Origin of the sequence: Enterococcus sp. FZMF, assembly GCF_030263915.1 — a bacterium.
Lineage (GTDB): Bacteria > Bacillota > Bacilli > Lactobacillales > Enterococcaceae > Enterococcus_D > Enterococcus_D casseliflavus.
Genome location: NZ_CP127160.1, coordinates 1,902,762 through 1,926,773, shown reverse-complemented (window position 1 = coordinate 1,926,773; position 24,012 = coordinate 1,902,762). Strand labels below are relative to the sequence as shown.

The window sequence follows — 24,012 nt, the reverse complement described above, 5'->3', positions numbered from 1 at the left end:
AAGAAATCAATTCTTTAAAATAATCAAAAACAATCGCAAAAAGTTTCCATTACGGCTGACTTTCAGTAAAATATAGAAGAGGAGGGATAACATATGCATAATGTATCAATTGCAATTATTTTAAATACCATCATCGAGCAATACGCATCAGAAAAACAGTTTTATGAAACACAATTAGGCATCACCGAGGAGCAATGGGAGGCATGGAAAAATGGCACAATGAGTCTGTCACCTGCTGAAAATCAGAAAGTGAAGCTGCTGTTTTCAGATTATGAATGGATGTTGATCCAAAAAATCATTCGGCAAACCGTCATTTATCCAGAAAAACGCAATCAAGCGGTCGTCGAGTTCAAAAAAATGAAGACCCAAATCGCCAGAACGTGGTTAGCAAGCGATTTAGCGAAAGTCGAATTGTTAACAGAATCTGAAGAAACAGCCCAATACCTTGATTTGAGAGTCAGTATTACGTATGATGAGTGGGGTTATGATGATATACTAAACTTCCGATTGCCCGCTTTTGTTCAGCAGCAAATTCGCAATGAAAAAATCGAACTGTTGGAGTGGGTCAAAGAAAATCTGGAAGAAACTTACAACTAAAGGTAGGATATTTTTTGAAAAAGTATTATGGAATGGCTGCGGCGGCGGGCTTCTTGTTTCTGGTTCTTTTAACCATTCAAGTGAACCGAGTGACCGCAGTCACCCCAACAAAGAGTGCAAGTATCGCTCGTTCAACAGATCAAGCAACAACGAGTGAAACAACAGAAACAAATGAAAAAGAGCCAAATGGGAACACGCAAGAGTCACAAGAACAAGCAAGTGCTAGTGATGAAGTGAACGAAGAGGATTTTCCAACTGTCTCATTGGATGATTGGTCATTAGTTTTGGTAGGCCCAAACAATAAAATCAAAAGCGAAATTGCCCAAAAAGATTTAGGGAAATTGTCGAATGGCTATCTCGTCGATCAACGCATCGTTTCAGCTTATGAAAAGCTGGCAGATGCCGCAAAAGCTGCAGGACATCCTTTGGTGATGGTCTCTGCCTACCGTTCAGTCGCGTATCAAGAGGAGATATTCAATGCCAATGTCAACACCCTGATGAGTCAAGGTCATACAAAAGAAGAAGCAATTCGGATCACGAAACTGACCTTTACTGAGCCTGGCTATAGCGAACACCATACTGGGCTTGCTGTTGATGTTGTGGATCAGGATTGGTATCAAAATCATACAGGAGAACTGCTCAATGAGGGGTTCGGTGATACTGAGGGTGGAAAATGGCTACAAGCTCATGCAAGGGAGTATGGGTTTATCATCCGTTACCCGAAAGGAAAACATGCTATTACGCAAATCGATTATGAGCCTTGGCATCTGCGATATATAGGGGTCGAAGTGGCAACCTACATTGAGGAGCAGGAGTTGACCTTTGAAGAGTTTCTGGAAGAAGCAAAAGAACACATCGCTCGAAAAGAAGCAGAACTGTCCTCTCACGAATGGGAAGATCCTTTGGCAGAGGACTGGATCTATGAGGGGTCTCTTGCTAAAAGTCAGGAAAGCAGTGAGCTTCCACAAGATGAGTTGTTGCTGAATGGAGGCAATTTGTTTTCTGAAAATGTGTTTAGTCAGACAAAGGAAGTGAAAAAATGAGCGCAAGACGAAAAAAACAGAAGACTCGTTTCCCATTAGTCTTTCTAGGGTTATTCTTGATTGGGATTGCTTTTATTTTTTCCTTGAATAGTTTGGCAGACCCTCTTCCAAAAGAGGAAGAAACAAACACGGAAGCCATCTCCCATGAAGAATTTATTGATCGCATCGCTCCTTACGCACAAGAACTGCAAAAGGGCTACGGGATTTTACCAAGTATCATTATTGGACAGGCAATCCTTGAATCAGATTGGGGTCAAAGTTCTCTAGCCAGTGAATACAATAATTTATTTGGAATTAAGTCGTTTGGCCATTCAAAAAAGGTGACATTAGATACCCAAGAGTTTTATAATGGAGAATGGGTCACGATTCAAGGAGATTTTCGTGTCTATGATACTTGGGAAGAATCAATGGATGATCATACGATGTTGTTTGTAAATGGTGTGGATTGGAATCCTGCACTTTATGTAAATGTCTTGACAGCAAACGACTACCGCAGTGCCGCACAAGCATTACAAGATGCAGGGTATGCAACGGATCCGGATTATGCCAGCAAAATCATTCAAGTCATTGAAACCTACCAATTGAATCGATTTGATCAATAAGAAAAGAGAGTTGGCTGCTTATGGAAGAAAAATATATGCCAAAAATCACCACCGATTTGCGTAAAGATATCGTGAAAGTGCCTAAAGTTATTCGAGAGGCTAGCGGTATTCAAATATTTGGAAAACAAATCCGCTCCATTATTTTCACAACGGATATTGCGATCATCCGTAATACAAATGCGGATGCTGTGATTGCGGTCTATCCCTTTACACCACACCCAGCAATTACGAAAGCAATCATCGAAGCAGCGGACATTCCAGTGTTTTCTGGTGTCGGCGGGGGCTTGACCCAAGGATTTCGCTCGTCTTATATGAGCATGTTTGCTGAAGCCCAGGGGTCGATCGGGGTCGTCTTAAACGGACCAACGCCACTGAAAACTGTGGAGCAGGTCTGTAAAGTTGTAGATATTCCCGTTATCAGTACCGTAACGAGTAAGTATACCGAAATTGATGCCAAGCTTGAAGCTGGTGTGAAAGTCATCAATATCAGTGCGGGCAAGGACACAGCAGATACCGTGGCTTTCTTCCGTAAAAAATATCCGAAGCTTCCGATCATCGCAACCGGTGGACCAACCGATGAAAGCATCTTAGAAACGATTGAAGCAGGCGCTAATGCCATCACCTACACGCCACCGTCCAATGGGGAGCTTTTCAGTAAAAAGATGGAACACTATCGCGATATGGAGAAGCCAGAGTAGGAAATGATCCACAAATGAGAATATTTTTATTTATAAAGGGCATTCCATGCTTGTGTTTTTAATCAAAGACAGGCATAATCGAATCTATCATTTAAAAATTACTTGTATATCGTCGAAATATGGTCGACAGTCTCTACCCGATACCGTAAATATCGGACTATAAGTAAAAATCGTGCCTGTTAGACACTTTTTTTGCTTTGGCAAAAAGAGTGTCTTTTTTTTCAGGATGGAATAGAAAGGAACGAGGAGAGCTAGGATGGAAAAATTAGTTGAGCGTATCAAAACACACGGAAATGTGCTGGGCGAAGGGGTTCTTAAAGTGGACCAATTTTTGACCCACCAAGTGGATTATGAGTTGATGAAAGAAATCGGTACAGTCTTCGCGGAACGGTTTCAAGGAAGCGGCATCACAAAAGTAGTGACCATCGAAGCTTCAGGGATCGCACCAGCCCTTTATACTGCAGAACAGTTACAAGTACCAATGATCTTTGCCCGTAAAGCAAAGAGTCTGACAATGGATGAAGAGCTGCTGACTGCATCTGTCTATTCCTTTACCAAGCAAGTGACCAGCCAAGTATCGATTTCCAAGAAATTTTTAACTTCAGAGGATACAGTCTTGATTATTGATGATTTTTTAGCAAACGGACAAGCAGCAAAAGGCTTGATCGAACTGTGTCAACAAGCAGGAGCCAACGTCGTCGGTATCGGTATCGTGATTGAAAAATCATTCCAAAGTGGTCGACAATTACTTGAAGAAATGGGGATTCCTGTTGTTTCACTAGCACGGATCGCCTCATTGTCTGAGGGACAAGTCAGCTTTATAGAGGGAGATGCCTAATGAAAGAAACGAATAGCCGTTCAGCAGTTTTAGGCTTGCAGCATTTGCTAGCGATGTATGCAGGAGCTGTTGCCGTTCCTTTGCTGATTGGAACAGGTCTGGGCTTCAATGAAGCTCAGATGACGTATTTGATCTCGATCGATATTTTCATGTGCGGAATCGCTACGCTTTTGCAACTAGTTGTTACCCGCTTTTTCGGGATCGGCCTACCAGTCGTTTTAGGCTGTGCCATCCAAGCTGTCTCCCCATTGATTTTGATTGGCACCAAATCAGGGATCAGTGCGATTTACGGAGCGATCATTGCCGCTGGGATTTTCATTGTTCTGATCGCTGGCATTTTTTCGAAAATCAAAGTCTTGTTTCCCCCATTGGTGACGGGAACCGTGATTACCGTCATCGGCTTGACCTTGATTCCAGTCGCCATCACTAAAATCGGTGGAGGCGATGCTGCAGCTGCTAACTTTGGTGATCCAACGAATTTATTGTTAGGCTTTGTGACGATTGCCTTGATCATTGGGGTGCAGGTCTTTGGGAAAGGCTTTATTCGCTCGATTGCCGTTTTGATCGGTTTGATCGGGGGGACCATTTTAGCAGCGCTCTTAGGATTGGTGGATCTTTCTGCCATCGCCCATGCGCCTGTGTTTCATTTGCCTCAGCCTTTTTATTTTGGCTTACCAACCTTTGATCTGTGGTCGATCGTTTTGATGATCATTATTTCCATCGTGAGTCTGGTAGAGTCCACTGGCGTTTATTTTGCGCTGGGAGATATTACTGAAAAACCGATTACAGGCAATGACTTAAAGCGCGGCTATCGTGCGGAAGGCTTGGCGGTGATCCTTGGGGGGATCTTCAATACATTCCCTTATACTGGATTTTCACAAAATGTAGGTTTGGTTCAACTTTCAGGTATTAAGACGCGACGCCCGATTTTCTTTTCAGCTATCTTTTTGATCGTATTAGGGCTGTTTCCAAAAGTTGGTGCCATTGCGCAAATCATTCCAGAAGCAGTACTGGGAGGCGGCATGTTAGTGATGTTTGGCATGGTCGCTGTTCAAGGGATGCGAATGCTGAGCAAAGTTGATTTTATGAATGACAAGAACTTGTTAGTGATTGCGGTATCGATCGGTTTTGGTTTAGGGTTCAATATGATGCCAACCTTATTCAGTCAGATGCCTGAAACCGTCCAAATGTTTACAGGCAATGGGATCGTCATGAGTAGTTTGACAGCCATTGTTTTGAATCTGTTCTTCAATGGATTGCCGAAAGAAACAGACGAAGTGACGGAATTGAGCTTGCAACAGTAAGTTGATTTGATCCAGACGAGGATTCGTCTGGATTTTTTGTATTGTTCCTTTATTTGTCTTTTTCCTACCAAACAGAAAGACTGAATGGTTTTCTTAGCCATAAAAACGAACGATACAAAGATAAACTAGCAAATAGTTCGAAAATATTTTGACATTGCTCCGGCAACTCGTTACTATTTAAAGGGGAAAGTGATTGTTAGTCATAACGTGCTATGCAAGGGGCGTTGGGTCGCAGTGACAAACTGCTGCTAACAAACTAATTTCGTGAGAAAATACTTCTGAGCTTGTTTCAGAAGAAACTAGTAAAAAATCGTTGGAGGGAAAATCAAATGAAACCAGCAGTTGCAGTGATTATGGGGAGCAAGTCAGATTGGGAAACAATGAAGGAGTGCTGCTTGATTTTTGATGAGTTAGCGATACCTTATCAGAAAAAAGTCGTTTCGGCACATCGTACACCAGATTTGATGTTCGAATTTGCCGAAACTGCTCGTGCAGAAGGAATCAAAGTCATTGTCGCAGGAGCAGGGGGAGCAGCTCATTTGCCAGGAATGGTCGCAGCGAAAACAACGTTGCCCGTCATTGGTGTGCCTGTACAATCTCGCGCATTAAACGGGTTGGATTCCCTACTATCGATCGTGCAGATGCCAGCTGGTATACCAGTGGCAACAACAGCGATCGGAAAAGCTGGCGCAACTAACGCAGGACTACTTGCAGCGCAGATGCTTTCCATGTATGATTTAGAGATAGCGGAGAAATTAAACGCGCGAAGAAATACATTAAAAGAAATTGTATTGGAAAGTAGTGATCAACTTGATTAAACCTTTAATGCCCAACGCAACGATCGGAATCGTTGGCGGAGGACAGCTAGGTCGTATGATGGCAATGAGTGCCAAAGAAATGGGCTTTCGGGTTGGCGTCTTAGACCCTACTGCCAATTGTCCAACAGCCCAAGTCGCTGATTGGCATATTGTTGCTGCCTACGATGATGTGTTTGCTTTAGAAGAAATGGCTCGACGTGCCGACGTGATCACCTATGAATTCGAAAATGTCAGTGTCGAGGCTTTGAATTCCATTTTGCCTTATTCCCATATCCCTCAAGGGACTGACCTGTTAGCAATCACTCAAGATCGTTTATTAGAAAAGTCATTTCTAGAGGCTAACAATATCGTGATTGCACCTTATGCCACGATCATCAGTCCAACAGATATCCAAGATGCCATCGACAGTATCGGTTATCCCTGTGTGTTAAAAACGACTAGAGGCGGTTATGACGGAAAAGGGCAGCACGTGTTATACAGTACCGCAGATTTAGCGCCTTCGATGAACTTACTGCGTGAAGGGACGTGCGAATTAGAAGCGTGGATTCCTTTTGAGAAAGAATTGTCGATTTTAGTTGCTGGTAATGGAGAAACCTTTACCACTTTCCCAGTGGTAGAAAACATCCATCGCAACAATATTTTGCATCAAACGATCGCTCCTGCGCGCATTGATCCAGAAGTTGCCGAAGAAGCCAAACGGATCGCTCATATTATTGCGAAGGCCTTGGATCTGCAAGGCGTTTTAGCCATCGAAATGTTCTTGACTAAAAGTGGCGGCTTGTATGTCAATGAGTTAGCACCGCGACCGCATAATTCTGGTCACTATTCGATCGAAGCTTGTTCCATGAGTCAGTTTGATGCCCATATCCGGGGGATCTGTGGCTGGCCATTACCAGAAGTTTCATTGCTTTCACCAGCAGTCATGGTCAATGTCTTAGGCGATGAATTGACAGAAACGTATGAGCTGATTGCCACAAAACCTGCTTGGCAATTCCATTACTATGGCAAAGAAGAAGCTAAAACCGGGCGTAAAATGGGTCATATCACTGTTTTGACGGAAGATATCGCAGAGACCACTGAAGAAATCTATCAAACCAATATTTGGGATTAAAGGAGATAATAACATGTTAGAGCGTTACACAAGACCAGAAATGGGTGCTATTTGGACCGATCAAAACCGTTACCAAGCGTGGTTAGAAGTAGAAATACTGGCGGATGAAGCTTGGGCGGAACTAGGGGAGATACCGAAAGAGGATGTTGCTTTGATTCGTGAAAAAGCAACCTTCGATATCGACCGTATCTTAGAGATCGAAGCGCAAACGCGACATGATGTGGTTGCTTTTACCCGAGCAGTCTCTGAATCTTTAGGTGATGAAAGTAAGTGGGTCCACTACGGCTTGACGTCGACGGATGTTGTTGATACTGCGTATGGCTACTTGATGAAACAAGCCAACGACTTGATTCGGGAAGATTTAAATCGTTTTGTGACGATCATTGGTGAAAAAGCCAAAGAATACAAACATACCGTAATGATGGGACGTACCCATGGTGTACATGCGGAACCAACGACCTTTGGCTTGAAATTAGCCTTATGGTATGCGGAAATGAAACGCAATGTCGAGCGTTTTGAGCGAGCAGCAAAAGGGGTCGAAGCAGGAAAGATCAGCGGAGCAGTTGGAACCTTTGCAAATATTCCACCGTTTGTCGAAGAGTATGTCTGTGAAAAATTAGGGATTCGTGCGCAAGATATTTCCACACAAGTACTACCTCGTGACTTGCATGCAGAGTATTTCTCTGCAATGGCGTTGATCGCAACTAGCATTGAGAAATTTGCAACCGAAATCCGGGGCTTACAAAAATCAGAAACCCGAGAAGTTGAAGAATTCTTCGCAAAAGGTCAAAAAGGTTCTTCTGCCATGCCCCATAAGCGTAACCCAATCGGTTCTGAAAATATGGCGGGACTTGCACGAGTCGTTCGCGGCCATATGGTGACAGCTTATGAAAATGTCTCACTGTGGCATGAACGGGATATCTCACATTCATCGGCAGAACGGATCATTATTCCGGATACGACGATTTTGATCGATTATATGCTGAATCGCTTTGGCAATATCGTCAAAAATCTGACTGTTTTCCCAGAGAATATGAAGCGCAATATGAATGCGACCTTTGGATTGATTTACAGCCAACGAGTGATGTTGAAATTGATCGATCACGGTATGACAAGAGAGCAAGCCTATGACTTGGTTCAGCCAAAAACAGCGCAAGCTTGGGATGAGCAAACGGATTTCCGTCCACTATTAGAAGCTGATCCAGCCATTACGGATGTGTTGACCAAAGCAGACTTAGACGATGCGTTTGATTACAACCATCACTTAAAACAAGTCGACACGATCTTTGAACGTGTCGGTTTAGCCGAATAAGAAAAAAGCCGCAACCTTCAGATCCTTATCTGAAGGTTGCAGCTTTTTTTAATAATGTTCAGCTAAGTAGGTCAATAGCTCAGGTGCTAAACCAGTTGCTGATTGGTTTTCCTGGCGATCTTCTAGCATGGAGACCATCAGAAATCCTTGGTCTTGCGAATCAAAGGCAAATAAGAAGCTGTTTTCCTGGCCTTTTTCATCTTGCTTTTCTTTGATTTCAGCTGTTCCTGTCTTAGCAGCTAATGGAATGTTTAATGCTGCCAAGGAATGTGCAGTTCCGTTTGGATCGGAAACAACGGCGGTCAAATCTTGATTGATTTGATCGATCGTTTCTGCTTTAAAGACTTCTTTGTCTTTTTGCTCTGCCTCTTTCACTAAACGGGGATAGACCAGCTTCCCTTGATTGGCAAAGACGGAGTAGATCGCCGCTTGCTGGATTGGATTCAATAACAATTCTCCTTGGCCATAGCCGGTATCTGCCAGTAAAATGTCCGAATTGAAGGAGTCTTCATTTGAAATTTGAGCAGGATTCATCGCGATCGGTAAATCCAATGTTTCACCAAAAATCAACTTCGACAAGCCGTCACGAAAGGCATCTTCGCCCATAGATAGGGTTTGTTGCGCCATATAAATGTTATCAGAGTATACCAGTGCATCCTTGAGATTCACAGAAGCTACATCAGTAACTCTCGTCACAAAGTAGTCGCCCCACGAGCTATCTTTTTGCCATTTCAATCCATCGATTGCGATACTCTGCGTAGGATCGATCGTGCCATTTTCCAAGCCGATCGCACCAGTGATGGCCTTAAAGGTCGAACCAGGTGCATAGGCCGTAGCAAAGCGGCTGATGAAAGGCAGGTCTTCATTTTGTTCATACGCATCATAATCTTCTTGTGAGATCCCTTGGGTCATTTTATTGGGATCATAACTTGGCGAGCTGGCAAGTACCAGCAGATCGCCAGTTTTGGGTTCGGTAACGACCGTTGCTCCTGCTTGGTTTTGTAAGGAGTCAAACGCCGTCTTTTGCGCTTGGGCATCAATGGTCAATTGGATATCCTTGCCATCTGCGCGTTCTTTTTCTAAAAGGACGGCTTTCTCAGCACCATCTTCATCTGTGATGGCGATTTTTCCGCCGTTTTCTCCTCGCAACTCTTTATCGAAGGCAGCTTCCAGACCACTACGACCAATTTGTCCGTTGCTTGCTAGTGTTTCATCTTTTTCGATATCTTCCGCTGTTACATTTCCTAAGTAACCAATCAGTTGGGCGGCAGCTTCCCCAAGTGGGTAAGTGCGTCCAGTCGTTTCTTTTAAACTTGTTCCAGTTGGCATCTCATCCGTTGGTTCGATGATCTTCAAGGGAACGAACAACTCATCTTGAACCCAAGATTGACCCAACGCTTGATTGATGGCTTCTTCTGTCAGGTCGAAACGTTCCGCGATCGCTTTGATATTGGCGGTTTTTTCGTCTCCCGTGCCCAGTTGCCCCGGAACGACGCCTAACTCATAAAGCGTGCCATTTTCTGCTAGTGGTTCGTTGTTTCGGTCGAGAATCTCGCCGCGAGTGGCATTATCTACGGAGATACTGACTTTGTCTTGTCCCTCCATTCCTGGAAAGATTAACTGAGGGGACCAATCGATCTTGGCTTCGTTATCTGCTACAGTGATCGTGCCACTATAAGAAAGCTCGGTTAATTCACCTAACGAGGTGGTCAAGGAACCGTTGTATTGGAAATTGAATTGATCGGAATCCTTGTCATTAGGAGTTACCTCAATCCCAGATGCTTTAAATGATTCGGCACCGATACCAGTGAAGATCGCTTCGTATTTTTCAGAGACTTCGTCTGCGGTAAAGCCGGTTGATGCTAAACTGTCTTCAGACACGAAGGCAGGCAAGTCACTGTACTTCTGATCGGCCAAAGCGTCGATAAAGGAAGTGAGGGCTTTTTTAGCAGCCGCTTCTTCTTGCCGATCCTGATAGACGGTATAACCATAATAGCCGCCGCCTAGTACCAATAAGGCGGCAGGAAGTGCCAACCAGACGAAGCGCTTGGGCTTTTTCGCTGGCTTTTCGTTGCGAGAGCGCCGATTTTCTGACATATTATTGTTCCTCCTTCAAAGCCGTCATACGGGCATGATAAAGCGGCAACAGTGTTTGATAAACTGCTAAAATATCCGCCATCTCAACGTCTTCGATCATTTCTTTCGGAAAAATCTTTCCAATTTGAAGCTCACTTTTTTTGACTTTCTTCAATCGTTCCAGATAGGTTGGCCACATGGCGATAGGGTAGTGGTCGTATTTTGTGTGATCAGGAGAAAGTGTAAAGTCAGCTGGTAATTGATCGAATAATTCTTTTTGGGCCAACCAGGATTCAGCGATCGTTGCCTGATTTTTCGGTTGATCGATCACGCTGAGCCAAACAAAGACATACGCTTGATTGATCCCAATTTGAAAGTGGGCATCCATTTTATAGCCTCGTTTGTTCGGACCGATCCCTGCCCAGGTTTCGGCAGGAGGGTAGACGGTTCTGCGTCGGTGCTGAGCAATATGCAAATAAAAAGGCTCTTGGCAGCTTTCTTCAATTAATGGGATCGCTGTCTCACCGATCGTTTGAAAAATCGGCTGAATCTCGGCACGGATTTTTTCCATTCGTTCGTCTAATGTTTCTAAAGAAAAAGCATCAAATGATTGTTTCGTAAATAGCATAATCGTATCCTTTCTGTTGTCTGAAAATAGTATAACAAAAAAAGCCCGATAAATTACGGGCTTTTGTTTATTTTACCTTTTTTTATCGAAGGATACTCAGTCAATTTGCCGCTGGACTCAATTTAAACGTTGGTGTCTGGCTTTGTTCCTTCAAAAGATGCAAAAGATCATCCAAGAAAGAAAAGTCCATTTCTTCTAAATTAAAATAAATCCGAAAAGAATACGTATGTTTAAATAAGCTTTGGCGATGGATTTGATGAATGATCAATTCGTCATTGCGCTCATTTTGAAATTGTAGAACACGCTTTTGTTCTTCGGCATAATGAGGGCGAGTCCCTTTTTTGAAGGGACTGAATAAATAGAAACTTGTTTGTTGGTTGATGGAAAGGATTTGCTGCACGGCCAATAATTCGTTATGGAGCTGTTGTTTTTCTTTGTCTGATAAATGAGCTAAAAAAAGTTCAGCACGATTCTTTAGCGACCACATATAGTACTCCTCCTTGAATGTAGCTACAATACGACCTAAATATAGCATGAAAAAAGAATATTGTAAACGCTTTATAAATCCTTCACTGCTTCTAAAGAGGAATCTGCTTTCAACCAACTAGGTAAAAAGCGAACATTCGTGTTTATTAATATGTAAATGTACAGATAATCATTGACCCGCTTTTTCTGCGTTGTTAGAATAATAAGCAAATAAAGATGTGTGTCATCGCTATGTGAAAAATATTACTTAACTGAGGTGGATTATGGAATCAGAAGTGCTTCTTTATGAAGGAAAAGCCAAAAAATTGTTTAAAACCAACGAAGAGGATGTATTGAGAGTCGTTTATTTGGATCAAGCTACTGCATTGAATGGTCAAAAGAAAGATGCCGTTGTAGGAAAGGGTGCCTTGAACAATCAGATCACTGCGCATCTTTTTCAGCGGCTAGCCGACAAAAACGTCCCAAGTCACTTTCTTCAATTAGTGTCTAAACACGAACAATTAATTCGAGCTGTCACCATGATTCCTTTAGAAGTCGTTGTTCGCAACACGGCTGCTGGTAGTTTTTCAACGCGCTTGGGCATCGAAGAAGGAACCAAACTGCCAAAGCCGATCGTAGAGTTTTACTACAAAGAAGATCGCTTGGATGATCCGTTTATCAATGATGATCATGTGTTTTATATAGGGCTTGCCTCAGAAGAGGAGCTGGACCAGATCAAAACATTGGCGCTGCAAGTCAACGCTGCGTTACTGGAAATCTTTGCGAACATCAACATTCGCTTGATCGATTTTAAAATCGAGATCGGCAAAACCAAAAAGGGCGAGTTGCTTCTGGCTGATGAGATTTCACCAGATACTTGTCGTTTATGGGATATGGGGACAAATGAGCATCTTGATAAAGATGTTTATCGACGTGATTTAGGGGACATCGTTCCTGTTTATGAAGAAGTCTTAAATCGTTTAGAAAAGGAGAATTCAGCATGTATTTAGTCAAAGTTTATGTAACCTATAAGGAATCTGTTTTAGACCCTCAAGGAGAAGCTGTGAAAGGAGCGGTTCATCGCTTGGGGTATCAAGATGTCAGTGATATTCGGATCGGGAAATACTTTGAAATCAAAGTGACACCTTCAAACAATCAAACACAAGCAGCTGTAGCAGAAGAAATCGAAGCGATCTGCGACAAGCTTTTGGCAAATGTCAATATGGAAACCTACCGTTATGAAATGGTTCAAATGGAGGAAGCGGCCCTATGAAATTTGCAGTGATCGTTTTTCCTGGATCAAATTGTGATGTTGATTTGATGTGGGCAATCAAAGATATCATGGGGGCAGAAGCAGAATATGTGCGCCATGATGCAGACAGTTTAGCTGGTTTTGACGGTGTTTTGCTTCCAGGAGGATTTTCTTATGGTGATTACTTAAGATGCGGAGCGATTGCCCGTTTTTCTACGATCATGTCAGAGGTCATTCGTTTGGCAAATGAAGGCAAACCTGTCTTTGGTACCTGCAATGGGTTTCAAATTTTAACGGAAGCGGGCTTGTTACCAGGGGTTTTACAAAGAAATGAATCACTCCATTTTATTTGCAAACCGGTCCGTCTGCAAGTGAATAATCAAACAGCTTTTACTTCTGAGTATGAAACGGATCAAGTCATTACGCTTCCTGTCGCTCATGGTGAGGGCAATTATTATTGTGATGAAACGACTTATCAGGAATTGGTTGCCAACAATCAAATCGTTTTCCGTTATGAAGATAACGTCAACGGCAGCCTACACAACATCGCTGGTATCTGTAATAAAGCTGGCAATGTTCTAGGCATGATGCCTCATCCAGAACGAGCGATGGAAAGCTTATTGGGCTCAGAAGATGGCAAGAAGTTTTTTGCTTCATTATTGAAAAATTTTGGGAAGGTGCCGGTAAATGGATAAAATGATCGTAAAAGAACCTACACCACAAGAAATCAAAGACACGAAATTATACGAGCAATGGGGATTGACCCAAGAAGAATATCGGATGATCTCAGAAGATATTTTGGGACGTTTACCGAACTATACCGAAACTGGACTCTTTTCAGTGATGTGGAGTGAACATTGTTCTTACAAAAATTCCAAACCTGTTTTGCGGAAATTCCCGACAGAAGGGCCGCAAGTACTGCAAGGGCCTGGAGAAGGTGCGGGTATCGTGGATATCGGCGATGATCTAGCCGTCGTTTTTAAAGCGGAAAGCCATAATCATCCTTCTGCGGTGGAACCTTATGAAGGAGCAGCAACTGGTGTTGGTGGGATCATCCGCGACATCTTCAGTATGGGAGCAAGACCGATTGCTGTTTTAGACTCCTTACGATTTGGTGAGTTAGATAATCCAAGAACGAAATATCTTTTGGAAGAAGTCGTTGCTGGAATCAGTGGCTATGGCAACTGTATTGGGATTCCGACCGTCGGTGGTGAAGTGGCATTTGATCCTTGTTATGAAGGTAATCCATTAGTCAATGCGATGTGTGTAGGGATCATTGCCCACAAGGATATTCAAAAAGGGCAGGCCAAAGGTGTTGGAAACACCATCATGTATGTCGGCGCAAAAACAGGACGCGACGGGATACATGGGGCGACTTTTGCATCGGAAGAATTTGTCGAAGGGGAAGAACAACAACGTTCCGCCGTACAAGTCGGTGATCCTTTTATGGAAAAACTTTTGTTGGAAGCTTGTTTGGAATTGATCGTGGATCATTCGGACATTTTAGTCGGAATTCAAGATATGGGTGCTGCTGGATTGGTTTCTTCTAGTGCCGAGATGGCATCAAAAGCCGGATCAGGGTTGCGTTTAACGTTAGATGATGTTCCACAACGAGAAACCAATATGACGCCTTATGAAATGATGTTGTCAGAATCTCAAGAGCGGATGCTGATCTGTGTCAAAAAAGGACATGAAACTGAAGTGGAAGCACTCTTTAAGAAATACGATCTAGAAGCCGTCGTGATCGGTGAAGTAACAGATGATGGCAACTATCGTTTGTTCCATCACGGACAGGAAGTCGCTAATTTGCCCGTAGATGCTTTAGCTGAAGATGCGCCGACTTACTACAAAGAGATGGCAGAACCGAAACGGATCAAAGTGTTTAAGGAAACACCAGACTTTGTTCCAGTGATTCATTCAGCAACGTCTGTATTTGCCGATCTACTGCAGCAGCCGACGATCGCTTCAAAACGCTCGATTTTTGAAACCTACGACTCGCAAGTTCGTACCAATACCGTGGTAGGACCCGGCGGTGATGCCGCTGTTTTACGAATCAAGGGAACCAATAAAGCCTTGGCGATGACGACTGACTGTAATGCTCGTTACCTGTACTTAGATCCAGAAGTCGGCGGACAGATCGCAGTTGCAGAAGCTGCTCGAAATATCGTCGCTTCCGGTGGGCGTCCATTGGCGATCACTGACTGCCTTAACTTCGGCTCGCCAGATAAACCAGAAGGATTCTGGGAGTTATCCACGGCTGCTGACGGGATCTCAGAAGCTTGTCGTGTGCTAGAGACACCAGTCATTTCTGGGAACGTCTCCTTATACAACGAAACGGACGGACAATCGGTCTATCCAACGCCGGTAATTGGGATGGTCGGATTGATCGAAGAGCTGGCGCATATCACGACGCAGCATTTCCAAGCAGCGGGGGATCTGATCTATGTCCTAGGGGAAACCCATGCTGACTTCAATGGGTCTGAATTGCAAAAACTGCAGACAGGAAAGATCGCTGGGCGTTTAATGTCCTTTGACCTTGAAACAGAAAAAATGAACCAACAATTGGTTACCGCAGCGATCCAAGCAAGTCTTGTTCAAAGTGCCCACGATTGTGCCGAAGGTGGTTTAGCGATCGCTTTAGCCGAATCCGCTTTTGACAAGGGCTTTGGTCTAAATGTGACCGTGTCATTGCCAGCAGCACAATTGTTTTCAGAAACCCAATCCCGATTCGTGATTTCAGTCGCACCTGATAAGCAAGCAGCTTTTGAAGCGCTGGTAGGCGCTGCTGCAACAGCGATCGGGGAAGTGACTGCTGATGGCCAGATTCGCATGCAAGCACAAGATGATACGATCGAGATGCCCCTTACTGAGGCGAAATTGAAATGGGAGGAAGCCATTCCATGTTTAATGAAGTAAAGAGCCTCAACGAGGAATGTGGGGTTTTTGGTGTTTGGGGTCATCCAGATGCCGCTCGTGTCACCTACTTCGGACTACACAGTTTGCAACATCGCGGCCAAGAAGGTGCAGGGATTGTCACGAATGATGCGGGGAAACTCAATGGCCACCGTGATTTAGGGTTGCTAGCGGAAGTCTTTTCGGATGAACGTGTCCTCCAGCGTCTGACAGGAGATGCTGCCATTGGTCACGTTCGTTACGCAACTGCTGGTAATGGTAGCGTTGATAATATTCAACCATTTTTATTCAAATTTTTTGATCAGCAGATTGGCTTAGCTCATAACGGCAACTTGACGAATGCGAAAAGTCTACGGAAATCCTTAGAAAAGGCTGGTGCGATTTTCCACTCGAATTCCGATACAGAGATTCTCATGCACTTGATCCGTCGCAGCGAAGAACCGCTTTTTATGGATCGGGTCAAGGAGGCATTAAATCAAGTTAAAGGAGGATTTGCGTACCTTTTACTGACCGAAAATGCCATGATCGCAGCACTAGACCCCAATGGCTTTCGGCCATTGTCAATCGGGAAAATGGTCAATGGTGCTTATGTGGTGGCTTCAGAAACCTGTGCGTTGGAAGTCATCGGTGCGGAATTTATTCGTGATGTCCGACCAGGCGAAGTCGTGATCATTGATGATGCAGGCATTCAAATTGAACAGTATACCCAAGAAGTACAACCTGCGATATGTTCGATGGAGTTTATCTATTTTGCCCGTCCTGATTCCAACATCGCTGGCGTCAACGTCCATCGTGCCCGTAAAAATATGGGCCGTCGCTTAGCACAAGAGGCGCCGATCGAAGCGGATATGGTCATTGGTGTACCGAATTCATCCTTATCTGCTGCCAGCGGGTATGCAGAAGCTTCAGGTATTCCCTATGAATTAGGCTTAGTAAAAAATCAATACATCGCACGAACGTTTATTCAACCGACGCAGGAGTTAAGGGAACAAGGTGTACGGATGAAGCTCTCAGCTGTTCGTGGCGTAGTCGAAGGCAAACGAGTGATTCTAGTCGACGATTCGATCGTCCGAGGAACCACCAGCCGCCGTATCGTGCAACTGCTAAAAGAAGCCGGTGCCAAAGAAGTTCATGTACGTATCGGTTCGCCGCCTTTGCGCTATCCGTGTTTTTACGGGATCGACATTCAAACGAGAAAAGAATTGATCGCAGCCAAATATACGGAAGCTGAGATTTGTGAAAAAATCGAAGCAGATTCTTTGGCCTTTTTAAGTGAAGACGGGTTGATCGAAGCGATCGGTTTAGATTTTGACGCACCTTACTCAGGATTGTGTATGGCCTATTTCAATGGCGATTATCCAACCCCTTTGTATGATTATGAAGAAAACTATCTCGCGTCTTTAGCTGAATAAATTGTAGGCAAAAATGGTTTTTCAAACGAAGCAGTGAAGGACCGCTGGTTTACTTGCGTTAACGACGAATGAGCTGAATGAAGAAAAGCGGATGAATGATTGAGGAGGAACAAACGTGGCAAATGCATATGCAAAAGCCGGTGTCGATGTCGAAGCCGGTTATGAAGTAGTCGAACGGATCAAAAAGCATGTGAAACGAACAGAACGTCTAGGCGTGATGGGGGCAATCGGGGGTTTTGGTGGCTGTTTTGACTTATCATCGTACCAATTGAAAGAACCAGTACTCGTTTCTGGGACAGATGGTGTAGGAACTAAGCTTTTATTGGCGATCCAGCAAGAACAGCACACAACGATCGGCATTGATTGTGTCGCAATGTGCGTGAATGATATCGTCGCTCAAGGGGCAGAACCTATCTACTTCCTTGACTATGTTGCAGTCGGTAAAAACGATCCTGCAAAGATCGAACAAATCATTGCTGGTGTCGCAGAGGGCTGTGTGCAAGCGGGTGCTGCCCTGATTGGTGGGGAAACCGCTGAAATGCCGGGAATGTACCAACCAGAAGAATATGATCTTGCTGGCTTTGCCGTAGGAATCGTCGAAAAAAGTCGCTTGATCACTGGAGAAACCATCAAAGAAGGCGATGAGCTGATTGGTTTGCCTTCATCAGGCATTCACTCGAATGGGTACTCTTTAGTCAGAAAAGTCTTTTTTGAACAGCATGGCTATACAGGAGCAGAAACATTTGCAGAACTTGGCAACCAAACACTTGCAGAAAGTTTATTGACGCCAACGAGAATTTACGTGGATGCATTGAAGCCTTTATTGACAGAAGGATTGCTAGCTGGAATTTCTCATATCACTGGTGGCGGATTTGTTGAAAATATCCCGCGGATGCTGCCTGAAGGTCTGGCGGCAGAAATCTCCTTAGACACTTGGCCGCAGTTGCCGATATTTGATCTGATCGCTGCTCATGGCGCGATTCCTCACCAAGAAATGTTCGAGATTTTCAACATGGGGATCGGTATGGTCTTAGCCGTTGCGCCAGAAAATGTTGCGGCAGTAATGGCGCTTCTATCCGCCAATGAAGAACCAGCGTATCGGATCGGTAAAGTGACGAAACGTGACAACGAAGCTGTCTGCTTTAAAGAGGCAGTCCGATGAGGATCGCCGTCTTTGCTTCTGGAACGGGCAGCAATTTTACAGCGATCGCCGATGCGATCCAGGCTAATGAAATCAAAGGGGCGCAGATCGGATTGGTCTTTTCCGATAAACCTGCAGCGCCAGTGATAGAAAAAGCCCGCGCAAGAGACTATGAAACGCTTGTCTTGGAGCCAGCTGCTTTTGCGTCAAAAGCAGCCTTTGAAAGGAAATTGATCGAAGAATTGCAGTATCATGCCATCGATTTTATTGTTTTAGCTGGGTATATGCGGATCATCGGGAACACCCTATTATCCGCTTACGAAGGCAGAGTCATCAATATCCATCCCTCGTTGTTGCCGAGCTTCCCAGGCAAATCTGGGATTGCCGATGCCTTCGCTTATGGCGTGAAAGTGACGGGGGTTACGGTTCATTATGTCGATGCTGGCATTGATACAGGGCCAATCATTGCCCAAGAAATCGTTCGGATTGACACCGACGATACGTTAACAAGTGTGACAGAGAAAATTCATCAAGTGGAACACCAAATCTATCCAGCTGTTTTAGCTGAAATTGTGGAAAAGGGGCTATCAAATCGTGAATAAACGTGCATTAATCAGTGTGTCTGACAAAGAAGGACTGGTACCATTTGTCCAAGAATTGACCAATTTAGGATTTGAGATCATTTCAACTGGCGGGACCAAAACCGTCTTGGAGGAAGCAGGGCTTCAACCGATCGGCATCGAAGCGATCACAGAATTTCCTGAAATGATGGACGGTAGGGTAAAAACGCTACATCCGCGGGTGCATGGTGGTCTGTTAGGGCGACGTGATCTGCCTTCTCATATGGAGGCAATGGCTGAGCACGGTATTTTACCGATCGACCTCGTTGTCGTCAATCTTTATCCATTTAAAGAAACGATCAGCAAGCCTGATGTCACAGAAGCCGACGCAATCGAAAATATCGACATCGGCGGACCAAGCATGCTGCGTTCTGCGGCAAAAAACCATGCCTCAGTAACTGTTGTCGTTGATCCCAAGGATTACGACTGGGTTTTAACTGAGCTGAAGGAAGGCAATACGACGTTGGCATCAAGAAAGAAATTAGCTGCCAAAGTCTTCCGCCATACCGCAGCCTACGATGCCTTGATTGGTGAATACTTGACCAAAGCGGTGGCTGAAACAGAAACGGAGAACTTGACGAAAACCTATGTTTTGAAACAAACATTGCGTTATGGTGAAAATAGTCATCAGAAAGCTTCCTTCTATCAAGACGCATTACCCGTGCCCTATTCGATTGCCAGCGCAAAACAAATCCACGGCAAAGAATTGTCTTACAACAACATTAAAGATGCTGACGCTGCCTTACGGATCGCAGAAGAATTTACAGAGCCAACTGCAGTAGCCCTAAAGCACATGAATCCATGTGGAATCGGAAGTGGAGAAACGATTGCTGAAGCTTTCCAAGAAGCTTACGAAGCAGACCCAGTGTCGATTTTTGGCGGGATTATCGTCTTAAATCGTCCAGTTGATGTGGCAACTGCGCAGCAGCTGCAGCGGATTTTTCTTGAGATCATTATTGCACCTGCATTTGAAGAAGGAGCACTTGAAATCCTAACGAAGAAAAAAAATCTGCGCTTGCTGGTTGTTGATTTCGAAAAAGCAGCCAAACAGCCAGAAGTTGTCTCTGTCCTTGGGGGCTTATTGGTGCAAGAACCAGACGATCAAATGGAGTCACCAGCAGATTGGACCGTGGTGACCAAAAGGCAGCCGACACCAGAAGAAATCGCAGCCTTGGCATTTGCTTGGAAAGCGGTGAAACACGTGAAGTCCAATGCGATCGTTTTAGCCAATCAACAGCAAACCGTCGGGATCGGTGCTGGTCAGATGAACCGCGTTGGTTCAGTGAAAATCGCTGTGGAACAAGCCCGTGAAAACAATAAATTGGCTGGTTCAGTGCTGGCAAGCGATGCCTTTTTCCCGATGGATGACAGTGTCGAATATGCAGCACAACAAGGAATCAAAGCGATTATTCAACCTGGTGGTAGTATCAAAGATCAAGAATCGATCGACATGGCAGATAAGTACGGTGTGGCGATGGTCTTTACTGGTGTTCGTCATTTTAAACACTAAGAAATAGGAGAAGACGATGAAAATACTTGTTATTGGTAGTGGTGGCAGAGAACATGCCGTCGCAAAAAAGTTTCTGCAAGACCCTCAAGTTGAAACAGTCTTTTGTGCAATGGGCAATCCTGGAATGCGAAAAGACGGGATCGTGACAGTCGCAATTGAAGAGTCCGATCATGAAGGTTTGATTGCTTTTGCTCAAGAGCAGGAGGTTGATTGGACCTTCGTTGGTCCAGAAGTTCCATTACTAAATGGCATCGTAGATGATTTTCAGGCGGCGGGCTTGGAAATTTTTGGTCCCAATCGACAAGCAGCGATGATCGAAGGATCAAAAGAGTTTGCCAAAGAATTGATGCGTGCCAATCACATTCCAACAGCTGACTATCAAAGCTTTACAGATAGTGCGCAAGCAAAAGCATATATCCAACTTAAAGGTGCACCGATCGTTATCAAAGCGGATGGCTTAGCGGCAGGCAAAGGCGTAGTTGTTGCTGAAACCGTTGATGAGGCGAATGCAGCTGTCGAAGCGATGCTGGAGCAAAATGCTTTTGGTGAAAGTGGTGCAAAAGTGGTGATCGAAGAGTTTTTGGCTGGCGAAGAGTTTTCGCTCTTGGCGTTTGTTAAGGACGAAGCCGTCTATCCAATGGTCATTGCCCAAGACCATAAACGTGCGTTTGATGGCGATTTAGGGCCGAATACAGGAGGTATGGGGGCGTACACACCAGTACCGCAGATTCCGCAAGAAATGGTCGATCAAGCGGTCAAAGAAGTTTTACTTCCTGCAGCAAAAGGGATGATTCGTAATAAGACACCATTTACTGGTATTCTTTATGCAGGTCTGATTGCTACTAATGATGGACCGAAAGTCATTGAATTTAATGCTCGTTTTGGTGATCCAGAAACGCAAGTCGTGTTAAGTCGTTTAGATAGTAGCCTGGCACAGATCATTGATGATCTCTTGCAGGATCGAGAGCCCGCGATCCGCTGGAATCAAGCGGCTTCGATCGGTGTCGTGATTGCATCGCAAGGATATCCTGGCAAGTATCAGCAAGGAATGCCTGTTCCATCTCCTCAAGGAGAAGGAACACAATTCTTTTATGCAGGAGTGGAGGAGACTGCTGATCAAGGCGATTTGACGGCAGCTGGTGGTCGTGTTTTTCTTGTGGAAGCTTCAGCTGAGGATTTAGCTACTGCCCAAAAGAACGTCTATGAAGCAATCAATAAATTGCCTTTGTCGGGTTTGTTTTATCGAAATGACATTGGTGACAAAGCCTTACACTATAGCAACTCATCAAAGGCGATGAAGTAAAGAACGTTTCAATGCGTAATGCAAATTGAAAGTAAAGGATGACTGCCAGTAGAACCAATCGGTTGTGCTGGTGGTTTTCATTTTATAGGAGGTTTTTTTGACGTTGGTGTAGCGTTTTCATCTTGTTGTGCTAAAATAAGAATGTAGTTTAAATAAGGAGGAACTTTACGTGAAAAAAATTAAATTCGGTCCCACTGATTTAGAAGTATCTAGCGTGATTTTAGGTTTGATGCGAATCAACAATGCCAAAGACCCAGTGAAAGTATTGACGACAGCGATTGAAAATGACATTACCTTTTTTGACCATGCCGATATCTATGGGCGCGGGGAGTGTGAAACGATTTTTGCGGAAGCGTTAGCAAAAACGGATGCCAAAAGAGAAGAGTTGTTCATTCAATCAAAATGTGGCATCGTTCCAGGTGAAATGTTTGATTTTTCGAAAGAGCATATCATTTCCTCCGTGGAAGGTAGTTTACAGCGTTTGAAAACCGATCATTTGGATGCGCTACTATTGCATCGCCCTGACACTTTGTTTGAACCAGAAGAAGTGGCAGCTGCCTTTGATCAATTAGAAAAAGACGGCAAAGTGAAATACTTCGGTGTCAGCAATCAAAAACCTGGTCAAATCGAATTGTTGAAAAAATATGTTTCCCAACCTTTAGTAGCGAATCAGCTGCAATTCGGGATCATGCATACGGGAATGATCGATCAAGGAATTCATGTCAACATGACGGATGCTGGTAGTGTCGATCATGATGGAGAAATTCTTGAATATTCTCGCTTGCATGAGATGACGATCCAAGCTTGGTCTCCGTATCAATATGGTTTCTTCGAAGGTGTCTTTATCGGTAACGAGAAATTCCCAGAGTTGAACGAAAAATTGACCGAACTAGCGGACAAGTATCAAACGACACCAACAGGTATTGCTTCTGCGTGGATCTTACGTCACCCTGCAAACATGCAAGTGATTGCTGGAACGATGACCCCACATCGGATCGAAGAAATCGCGCAAGCATCTTCGATCGTATTGACCCGCCATGAATGGTATGAGGTGTATAAAGCAGCAGGAAACATCTTGCCGTAATTTATTAGTAAATCCCGTTTTTTTCAGTACTTATAAGGATGAATGTTCGCAAAAGACGAACATTCATCCTTTTTTTTCAAAAAGTATTTCTAAAAAGCTTGTATTTCACTTCTAGGTGGTTTAAATTGTTGTGGGCGTTAAAAATAGGCTGAGGCCATTTGATGCTTGCTTCACTCTTAGTAAGATTTGGAGGATATTTTTATGTTTGACATGAAAGTTTTTGATTACGAAGATATACAACTGATTCCTAACAAGTGTATCGTGAACAGCCGTTCAGAATGTGATACCACGGTGACATTAGGCGGACACTCTTTTAAGATGCCTGTCGTTCCTGCAAATATGCAAACGATTATTGATGATTCGATCGCAGAATTTTTAGCTGAAAATGGCTATTTTTATATTATGCACCGCTTTGATGAAGAAGCACGGATTCCATTTATCAAAAAAATGAAGAGCCGTGGCTTGATTGCTTCTATCAGCGTAGGTGTCAAAGAAAATGAATATGCCTTTGTGGAAGAACTAGCTGACAAAGAGCTTGTTCCTGATTTTATTACGATCGATATTGCTCATGGCCACTCAAACGCCGTGATCAATATGATCCAACACATCAAGAAGCATTTGCCAGCAACGTTTGTGATCGCTGGAAATGTTGGAACGCCAGAAGCAGTTCGTGAATTGGAAAACGCTGGTGCAGATGCAACGAAAGTCGGCATTGGACCTGGGAAAGTTTGTATCACAAAAATCAAAACTGGTTTCGGGACTGGCGGCTGGCAGTTAGCAGCACTACGCTGGTGTGCCAAAGCTGCTCGCAAACCAATCATTGCAGATGGCGGCATTCGGACACACGGCGATATCGCTAAATCTGTCCGTTTCGGTGCAACAATGGTCATGATCGGTTCGTTGTTTGCAGGTCATGAAGAATCACCTGGTGAAACGAAAGTAGAAAACGGTGTTGTGATGAAAGAATACTTTGGTTCTGCATCGGAATTTCAAAAAGGCGAAAAGAAAAACGTGGAAGGAAAGAAAATTTGGATTCAATACAAAGGTTCTTTGAAAGACACGTTAGTTGAAATGCAGCAAGACTTGCAGTCATCGATCTCTTATGCAGGTGGAAAAGATTTAGAATCGATTCGTAAAGTGGATTACGTAATCGTGAAAAATTCGATTTTCAATGGAGATACGATCTAAACAGGATACTAAAGAAGCGACCTCCTATTGGTCGTTTCTTTTTTTGTAAGAAGAACCATTTTGTTTTTCTGTTTTCTTCGTTATAATAGAAGCAATG

23 protein-coding genes and 1 riboswitch are annotated in these 24,012 nt (G+C 44.0%); of the genes, 20 read left to right on the top strand and 3 right to left on the bottom strand.

Annotated elements, in window-relative coordinates:
* The first annotated feature begins 93 nt into the window (after positions 1-93).
* From QN079_RS09320 to purB, 9 genes are all read left to right on the top strand, one after another.
* The gene (locus tag QN079_RS09320; RefSeq protein WP_005229993.1) at positions 94-597 is read left to right on the top strand and encodes a hypothetical protein; all 504 of its coding nucleotides are present in this window, start codon (positions 94-96) and stop codon (positions 595-597) included.
* 32 nt (positions 598-629) lie between these two features.
* Entirely contained in the window at positions 630-1,640 is a 1,011-nt protein-coding gene (locus QN079_RS09315) for a M15 family metallopeptidase (protein WP_353957182.1), read from the top strand.
* Positions 1,637-2,242 (top strand): glycoside hydrolase family 73 protein, encoded by a 606-nt coding sequence (locus QN079_RS09310; RefSeq protein WP_005229997.1) that lies wholly within the window; start codon positions 1,637-1,639, stop codon positions 2,240-2,242. Before QN079_RS09315 ends, QN079_RS09310 begins: the two co-directional genes overlap by 4 nt.
* A 20-nt stretch (positions 2,243-2,262) precedes the next feature.
* Positions 2,263-2,940 (top strand): beta/alpha barrel domain-containing protein, encoded by a 678-nt coding sequence (locus tag QN079_RS09305; RefSeq protein WP_010749577.1) that lies wholly within the window; start codon positions 2,263-2,265, stop codon positions 2,938-2,940.
* 82 nt (positions 2,941-3,022) lie between these two features.
* Positions 3,023-3,120: riboswitch (purine riboswitch) on the top strand.
* 76 nt (positions 3,121-3,196) lie between these two features.
* The gene (locus QN079_RS09300; RefSeq protein WP_289229582.1) at positions 3,197-3,778 is read left to right on the top strand and encodes a xanthine phosphoribosyltransferase; all 582 of its coding nucleotides are present in this window, start codon (positions 3,197-3,199) and stop codon (positions 3,776-3,778) included.
* A complete protein-coding gene (locus QN079_RS09295; RefSeq protein ID WP_010749579.1) occupies positions 3,778-5,082 on the top strand; it encodes a nucleobase:cation symporter-2 family protein in 1,305 nt (434 codons plus the stop codon). Before QN079_RS09300 ends, QN079_RS09295 begins: the two co-directional genes overlap by 1 nt.
* Before the next feature lie 329 nt (positions 5,083-5,411).
* Complete coding sequence (gene purE, locus QN079_RS09290; RefSeq protein ID WP_289229581.1) at positions 5,412-5,900, top strand: 5-(carboxyamino)imidazole ribonucleotide mutase; 489 nt, start codon at positions 5,412-5,414, stop codon at positions 5,898-5,900.
* Positions 5,884-7,011 carry a 5-(carboxyamino)imidazole ribonucleotide synthase gene (gene purK / locus QN079_RS09285; protein ID WP_015509893.1) on the top strand — a complete coding sequence of 376 codons (1,128 nt, stop codon included), beginning with the start codon at positions 5,884-5,886 and terminating at the stop codon, positions 7,009-7,011. The genes purE and purK overlap by 17 nt, the downstream gene beginning before the upstream one ends.
* Before the next feature lie 13 nt (positions 7,012-7,024).
* Positions 7,025-8,323: an adenylosuccinate lyase gene (gene purB, locus QN079_RS09280; RefSeq protein WP_077453800.1), complete on the top strand. Its 1,299-nt coding sequence runs from the start codon at positions 7,025-7,027 to the stop codon at positions 8,321-8,323.
* 48 nt (positions 8,324-8,371) lie between these two features.
* Here purB and pbp4 read toward each other — a convergent pair whose 3' ends face one another.
* The 3 genes from pbp4 to QN079_RS09265 form a co-directional block, all read right to left on the bottom strand.
* Positions 8,372-10,420, bottom strand: coding sequence for a penicillin-binding protein PBP4(5) (gene pbp4, locus QN079_RS09275; protein ID WP_289229580.1), 2,049 nt, complete (start codon positions 10,418-10,420; stop codon positions 8,372-8,374).
* Between the two features lies 1 nt (position 10,421).
* Positions 10,422-11,027, bottom strand: coding sequence for a DUF1054 domain-containing protein (locus tag QN079_RS09270; RefSeq protein ID WP_118215140.1), 606 nt, complete (start codon positions 11,025-11,027; stop codon positions 10,422-10,424).
* A 100-nt stretch (positions 11,028-11,127) separates the two neighbouring features.
* Positions 11,128-11,562 carry a hypothetical protein gene (locus QN079_RS09265; protein WP_353957169.1) on the bottom strand — a complete coding sequence of 145 codons (435 nt, stop codon included), beginning with the start codon at positions 11,560-11,562 and terminating at the stop codon, positions 11,128-11,130.
* A gap of 214 nt (positions 11,563-11,776) precedes the next feature.
* On the opposite strand from QN079_RS09265, the gene purC reads away from it, so the two are divergent.
* The 11 genes from purC to guaC all read left to right on the top strand — a co-directional run bounded on the left by purC (position 11,777) and on the right by guaC (position 23,915).
* Positions 11,777-12,502, top strand: a complete 726-nt coding sequence (purC, locus tag QN079_RS09260; protein ID WP_289229578.1) for a phosphoribosylaminoimidazolesuccinocarboxamide synthase — start codon at positions 11,777-11,779, stop codon at positions 12,500-12,502.
* Positions 12,493-12,765, top strand: coding sequence for a phosphoribosylformylglycinamidine synthase subunit PurS (gene purS / locus QN079_RS09255; RefSeq protein ID WP_010749587.1), 273 nt, complete (start codon positions 12,493-12,495; stop codon positions 12,763-12,765). The genes purC and purS overlap by 10 nt, the downstream gene beginning before the upstream one ends.
* Positions 12,762-13,439: a phosphoribosylformylglycinamidine synthase subunit PurQ gene (purQ, locus tag QN079_RS09250; RefSeq protein WP_010749588.1), complete on the top strand. Its 678-nt coding sequence runs from the start codon at positions 12,762-12,764 to the stop codon at positions 13,437-13,439. Before purS ends, purQ begins: the two co-directional genes overlap by 4 nt.
* Positions 13,432-15,660: a phosphoribosylformylglycinamidine synthase subunit PurL gene (gene purL / locus QN079_RS09245; RefSeq protein ID WP_289229577.1), complete on the top strand. Its 2,229-nt coding sequence runs from the start codon at positions 13,432-13,434 to the stop codon at positions 15,658-15,660. Before purQ ends, purL begins: the two co-directional genes overlap by 8 nt.
* On the top strand, positions 15,645-17,069 hold the full coding sequence (purF, locus tag QN079_RS09240) for an amidophosphoribosyltransferase (protein ID WP_010749590.1): 1,425 nt from the start codon (positions 15,645-15,647) through the stop codon (positions 17,067-17,069). The genes purL and purF overlap by 16 nt, the downstream gene beginning before the upstream one ends.
* 115 nt (positions 17,070-17,184) lie before the next feature.
* Entirely contained in the window at positions 17,185-18,231 is a 1,047-nt protein-coding gene (purM, locus tag QN079_RS09235) for a phosphoribosylformylglycinamidine cyclo-ligase (RefSeq protein WP_015509886.1), read from the top strand.
* Positions 18,228-18,812, top strand: a complete 585-nt coding sequence (gene purN / locus QN079_RS09230; RefSeq protein ID WP_010749592.1) for a phosphoribosylglycinamide formyltransferase — start codon at positions 18,228-18,230, stop codon at positions 18,810-18,812. The genes purM and purN overlap by 4 nt, the downstream gene beginning before the upstream one ends.
* The gene (gene purH / locus QN079_RS09225; protein ID WP_015509884.1) at positions 18,805-20,340 is read left to right on the top strand and encodes a bifunctional phosphoribosylaminoimidazolecarboxamide formyltransferase/IMP cyclohydrolase; all 1,536 of its coding nucleotides are present in this window, start codon (positions 18,805-18,807) and stop codon (positions 20,338-20,340) included. The genes purN and purH overlap by 8 nt, the downstream gene beginning before the upstream one ends.
* A gap of 16 nt (positions 20,341-20,356) precedes the next feature.
* Entirely contained in the window at positions 20,357-21,643 is a 1,287-nt protein-coding gene (gene purD, locus QN079_RS09220; RefSeq protein ID WP_289229576.1) for a phosphoribosylamine--glycine ligase, read from the top strand.
* 169 nt (positions 21,644-21,812) lie between these two features.
* The gene (locus QN079_RS09215) at positions 21,813-22,727 is read left to right on the top strand and encodes an aldo/keto reductase (protein WP_016611032.1); all 915 of its coding nucleotides are present in this window, start codon (positions 21,813-21,815) and stop codon (positions 22,725-22,727) included.
* Positions 22,728-22,937: 210 nt separating this feature from the next.
* Complete coding sequence (gene guaC, locus QN079_RS09210) at positions 22,938-23,915, top strand: GMP reductase (protein ID WP_005230038.1); 978 nt, start codon at positions 22,938-22,940, stop codon at positions 23,913-23,915.
* Positions 23,916-24,012: the final 97 nt, after the last annotated feature.

Excerpts from the sequence above, each read along its gene's own strand:
- QN079_RS09300 (WP_289229582.1), top strand. The coding sequence starts at position 3,197 with ATGGAAAAATTAGTTGAGCGTATCAAAACACACGGAAATGTGCTGGGC.
- QN079_RS09265 (WP_353957169.1), bottom strand. The coding sequence starts at position 11,562 with ATGCTATATTTAGGTCGTATTGTAGCTACATTCAAGGAGGAGTACTAT.
- purN (WP_010749592.1), top strand. The coding sequence starts at position 18,228 with ATGAGGATCGCCGTCTTTGCTTCTGGAACGGGCAGCAATTTTACAGCG.
- purQ (WP_010749588.1), top strand. The coding sequence starts at position 12,762 with ATGAAATTTGCAGTGATCGTTTTTCCTGGATCAAATTGTGATGTTGAT.
- QN079_RS09310 (WP_005229997.1), top strand. The coding sequence starts at position 1,637 with ATGAGCGCAAGACGAAAAAAACAGAAGACTCGTTTCCCATTAGTCTTT.
- QN079_RS09305 (WP_010749577.1), top strand. The coding sequence starts at position 2,263 with ATGGAAGAAAAATATATGCCAAAAATCACCACCGATTTGCGTAAAGAT.
- purB (WP_077453800.1), top strand. The coding sequence starts at position 7,025 with ATGTTAGAGCGTTACACAAGACCAGAAATGGGTGCTATTTGGACCGAT.
- purD (WP_289229576.1), top strand. The coding sequence starts at position 20,357 with ATGAAAATACTTGTTATTGGTAGTGGTGGCAGAGAACATGCCGTCGCA.
- purF (WP_010749590.1), top strand. The coding sequence starts at position 15,645 with ATGTTTAATGAAGTAAAGAGCCTCAACGAGGAATGTGGGGTTTTTGGT.
- QN079_RS09270 (WP_118215140.1), bottom strand. The coding sequence starts at position 11,027 with ATGCTATTTACGAAACAATCATTTGATGCTTTTTCTTTAGAAACATTA.
- purL (WP_289229577.1), top strand. The coding sequence starts at position 13,432 with ATGGATAAAATGATCGTAAAAGAACCTACACCACAAGAAATCAAAGAC.
- guaC (WP_005230038.1), top strand. The coding sequence starts at position 22,938 with ATGAAAGTTTTTGATTACGAAGATATACAACTGATTCCTAACAAGTGT.
- purC (WP_289229578.1), top strand. The coding sequence starts at position 11,777 with ATGGAATCAGAAGTGCTTCTTTATGAAGGAAAAGCCAAAAAATTGTTT.
- QN079_RS09320 (WP_005229993.1), top strand. The coding sequence starts at position 94 with ATGCATAATGTATCAATTGCAATTATTTTAAATACCATCATCGAGCAA.
- QN079_RS09295 (WP_010749579.1), top strand. The coding sequence starts at position 3,778 with ATGAAAGAAACGAATAGCCGTTCAGCAGTTTTAGGCTTGCAGCATTTG.
- purS (WP_010749587.1), top strand. The coding sequence starts at position 12,493 with ATGTATTTAGTCAAAGTTTATGTAACCTATAAGGAATCTGTTTTAGAC.
- QN079_RS09315 (WP_353957182.1), top strand. The coding sequence starts at position 630 with ATGGCTGCGGCGGCGGGCTTCTTGTTTCTGGTTCTTTTAACCATTCAA.
- purE (WP_289229581.1), top strand. The coding sequence starts at position 5,412 with ATGAAACCAGCAGTTGCAGTGATTATGGGGAGCAAGTCAGATTGGGAA.
- pbp4 (WP_289229580.1), bottom strand. The coding sequence starts at position 10,420 with ATGTCAGAAAATCGGCGCTCTCGCAACGAAAAGCCAGCGAAAAAGCCC.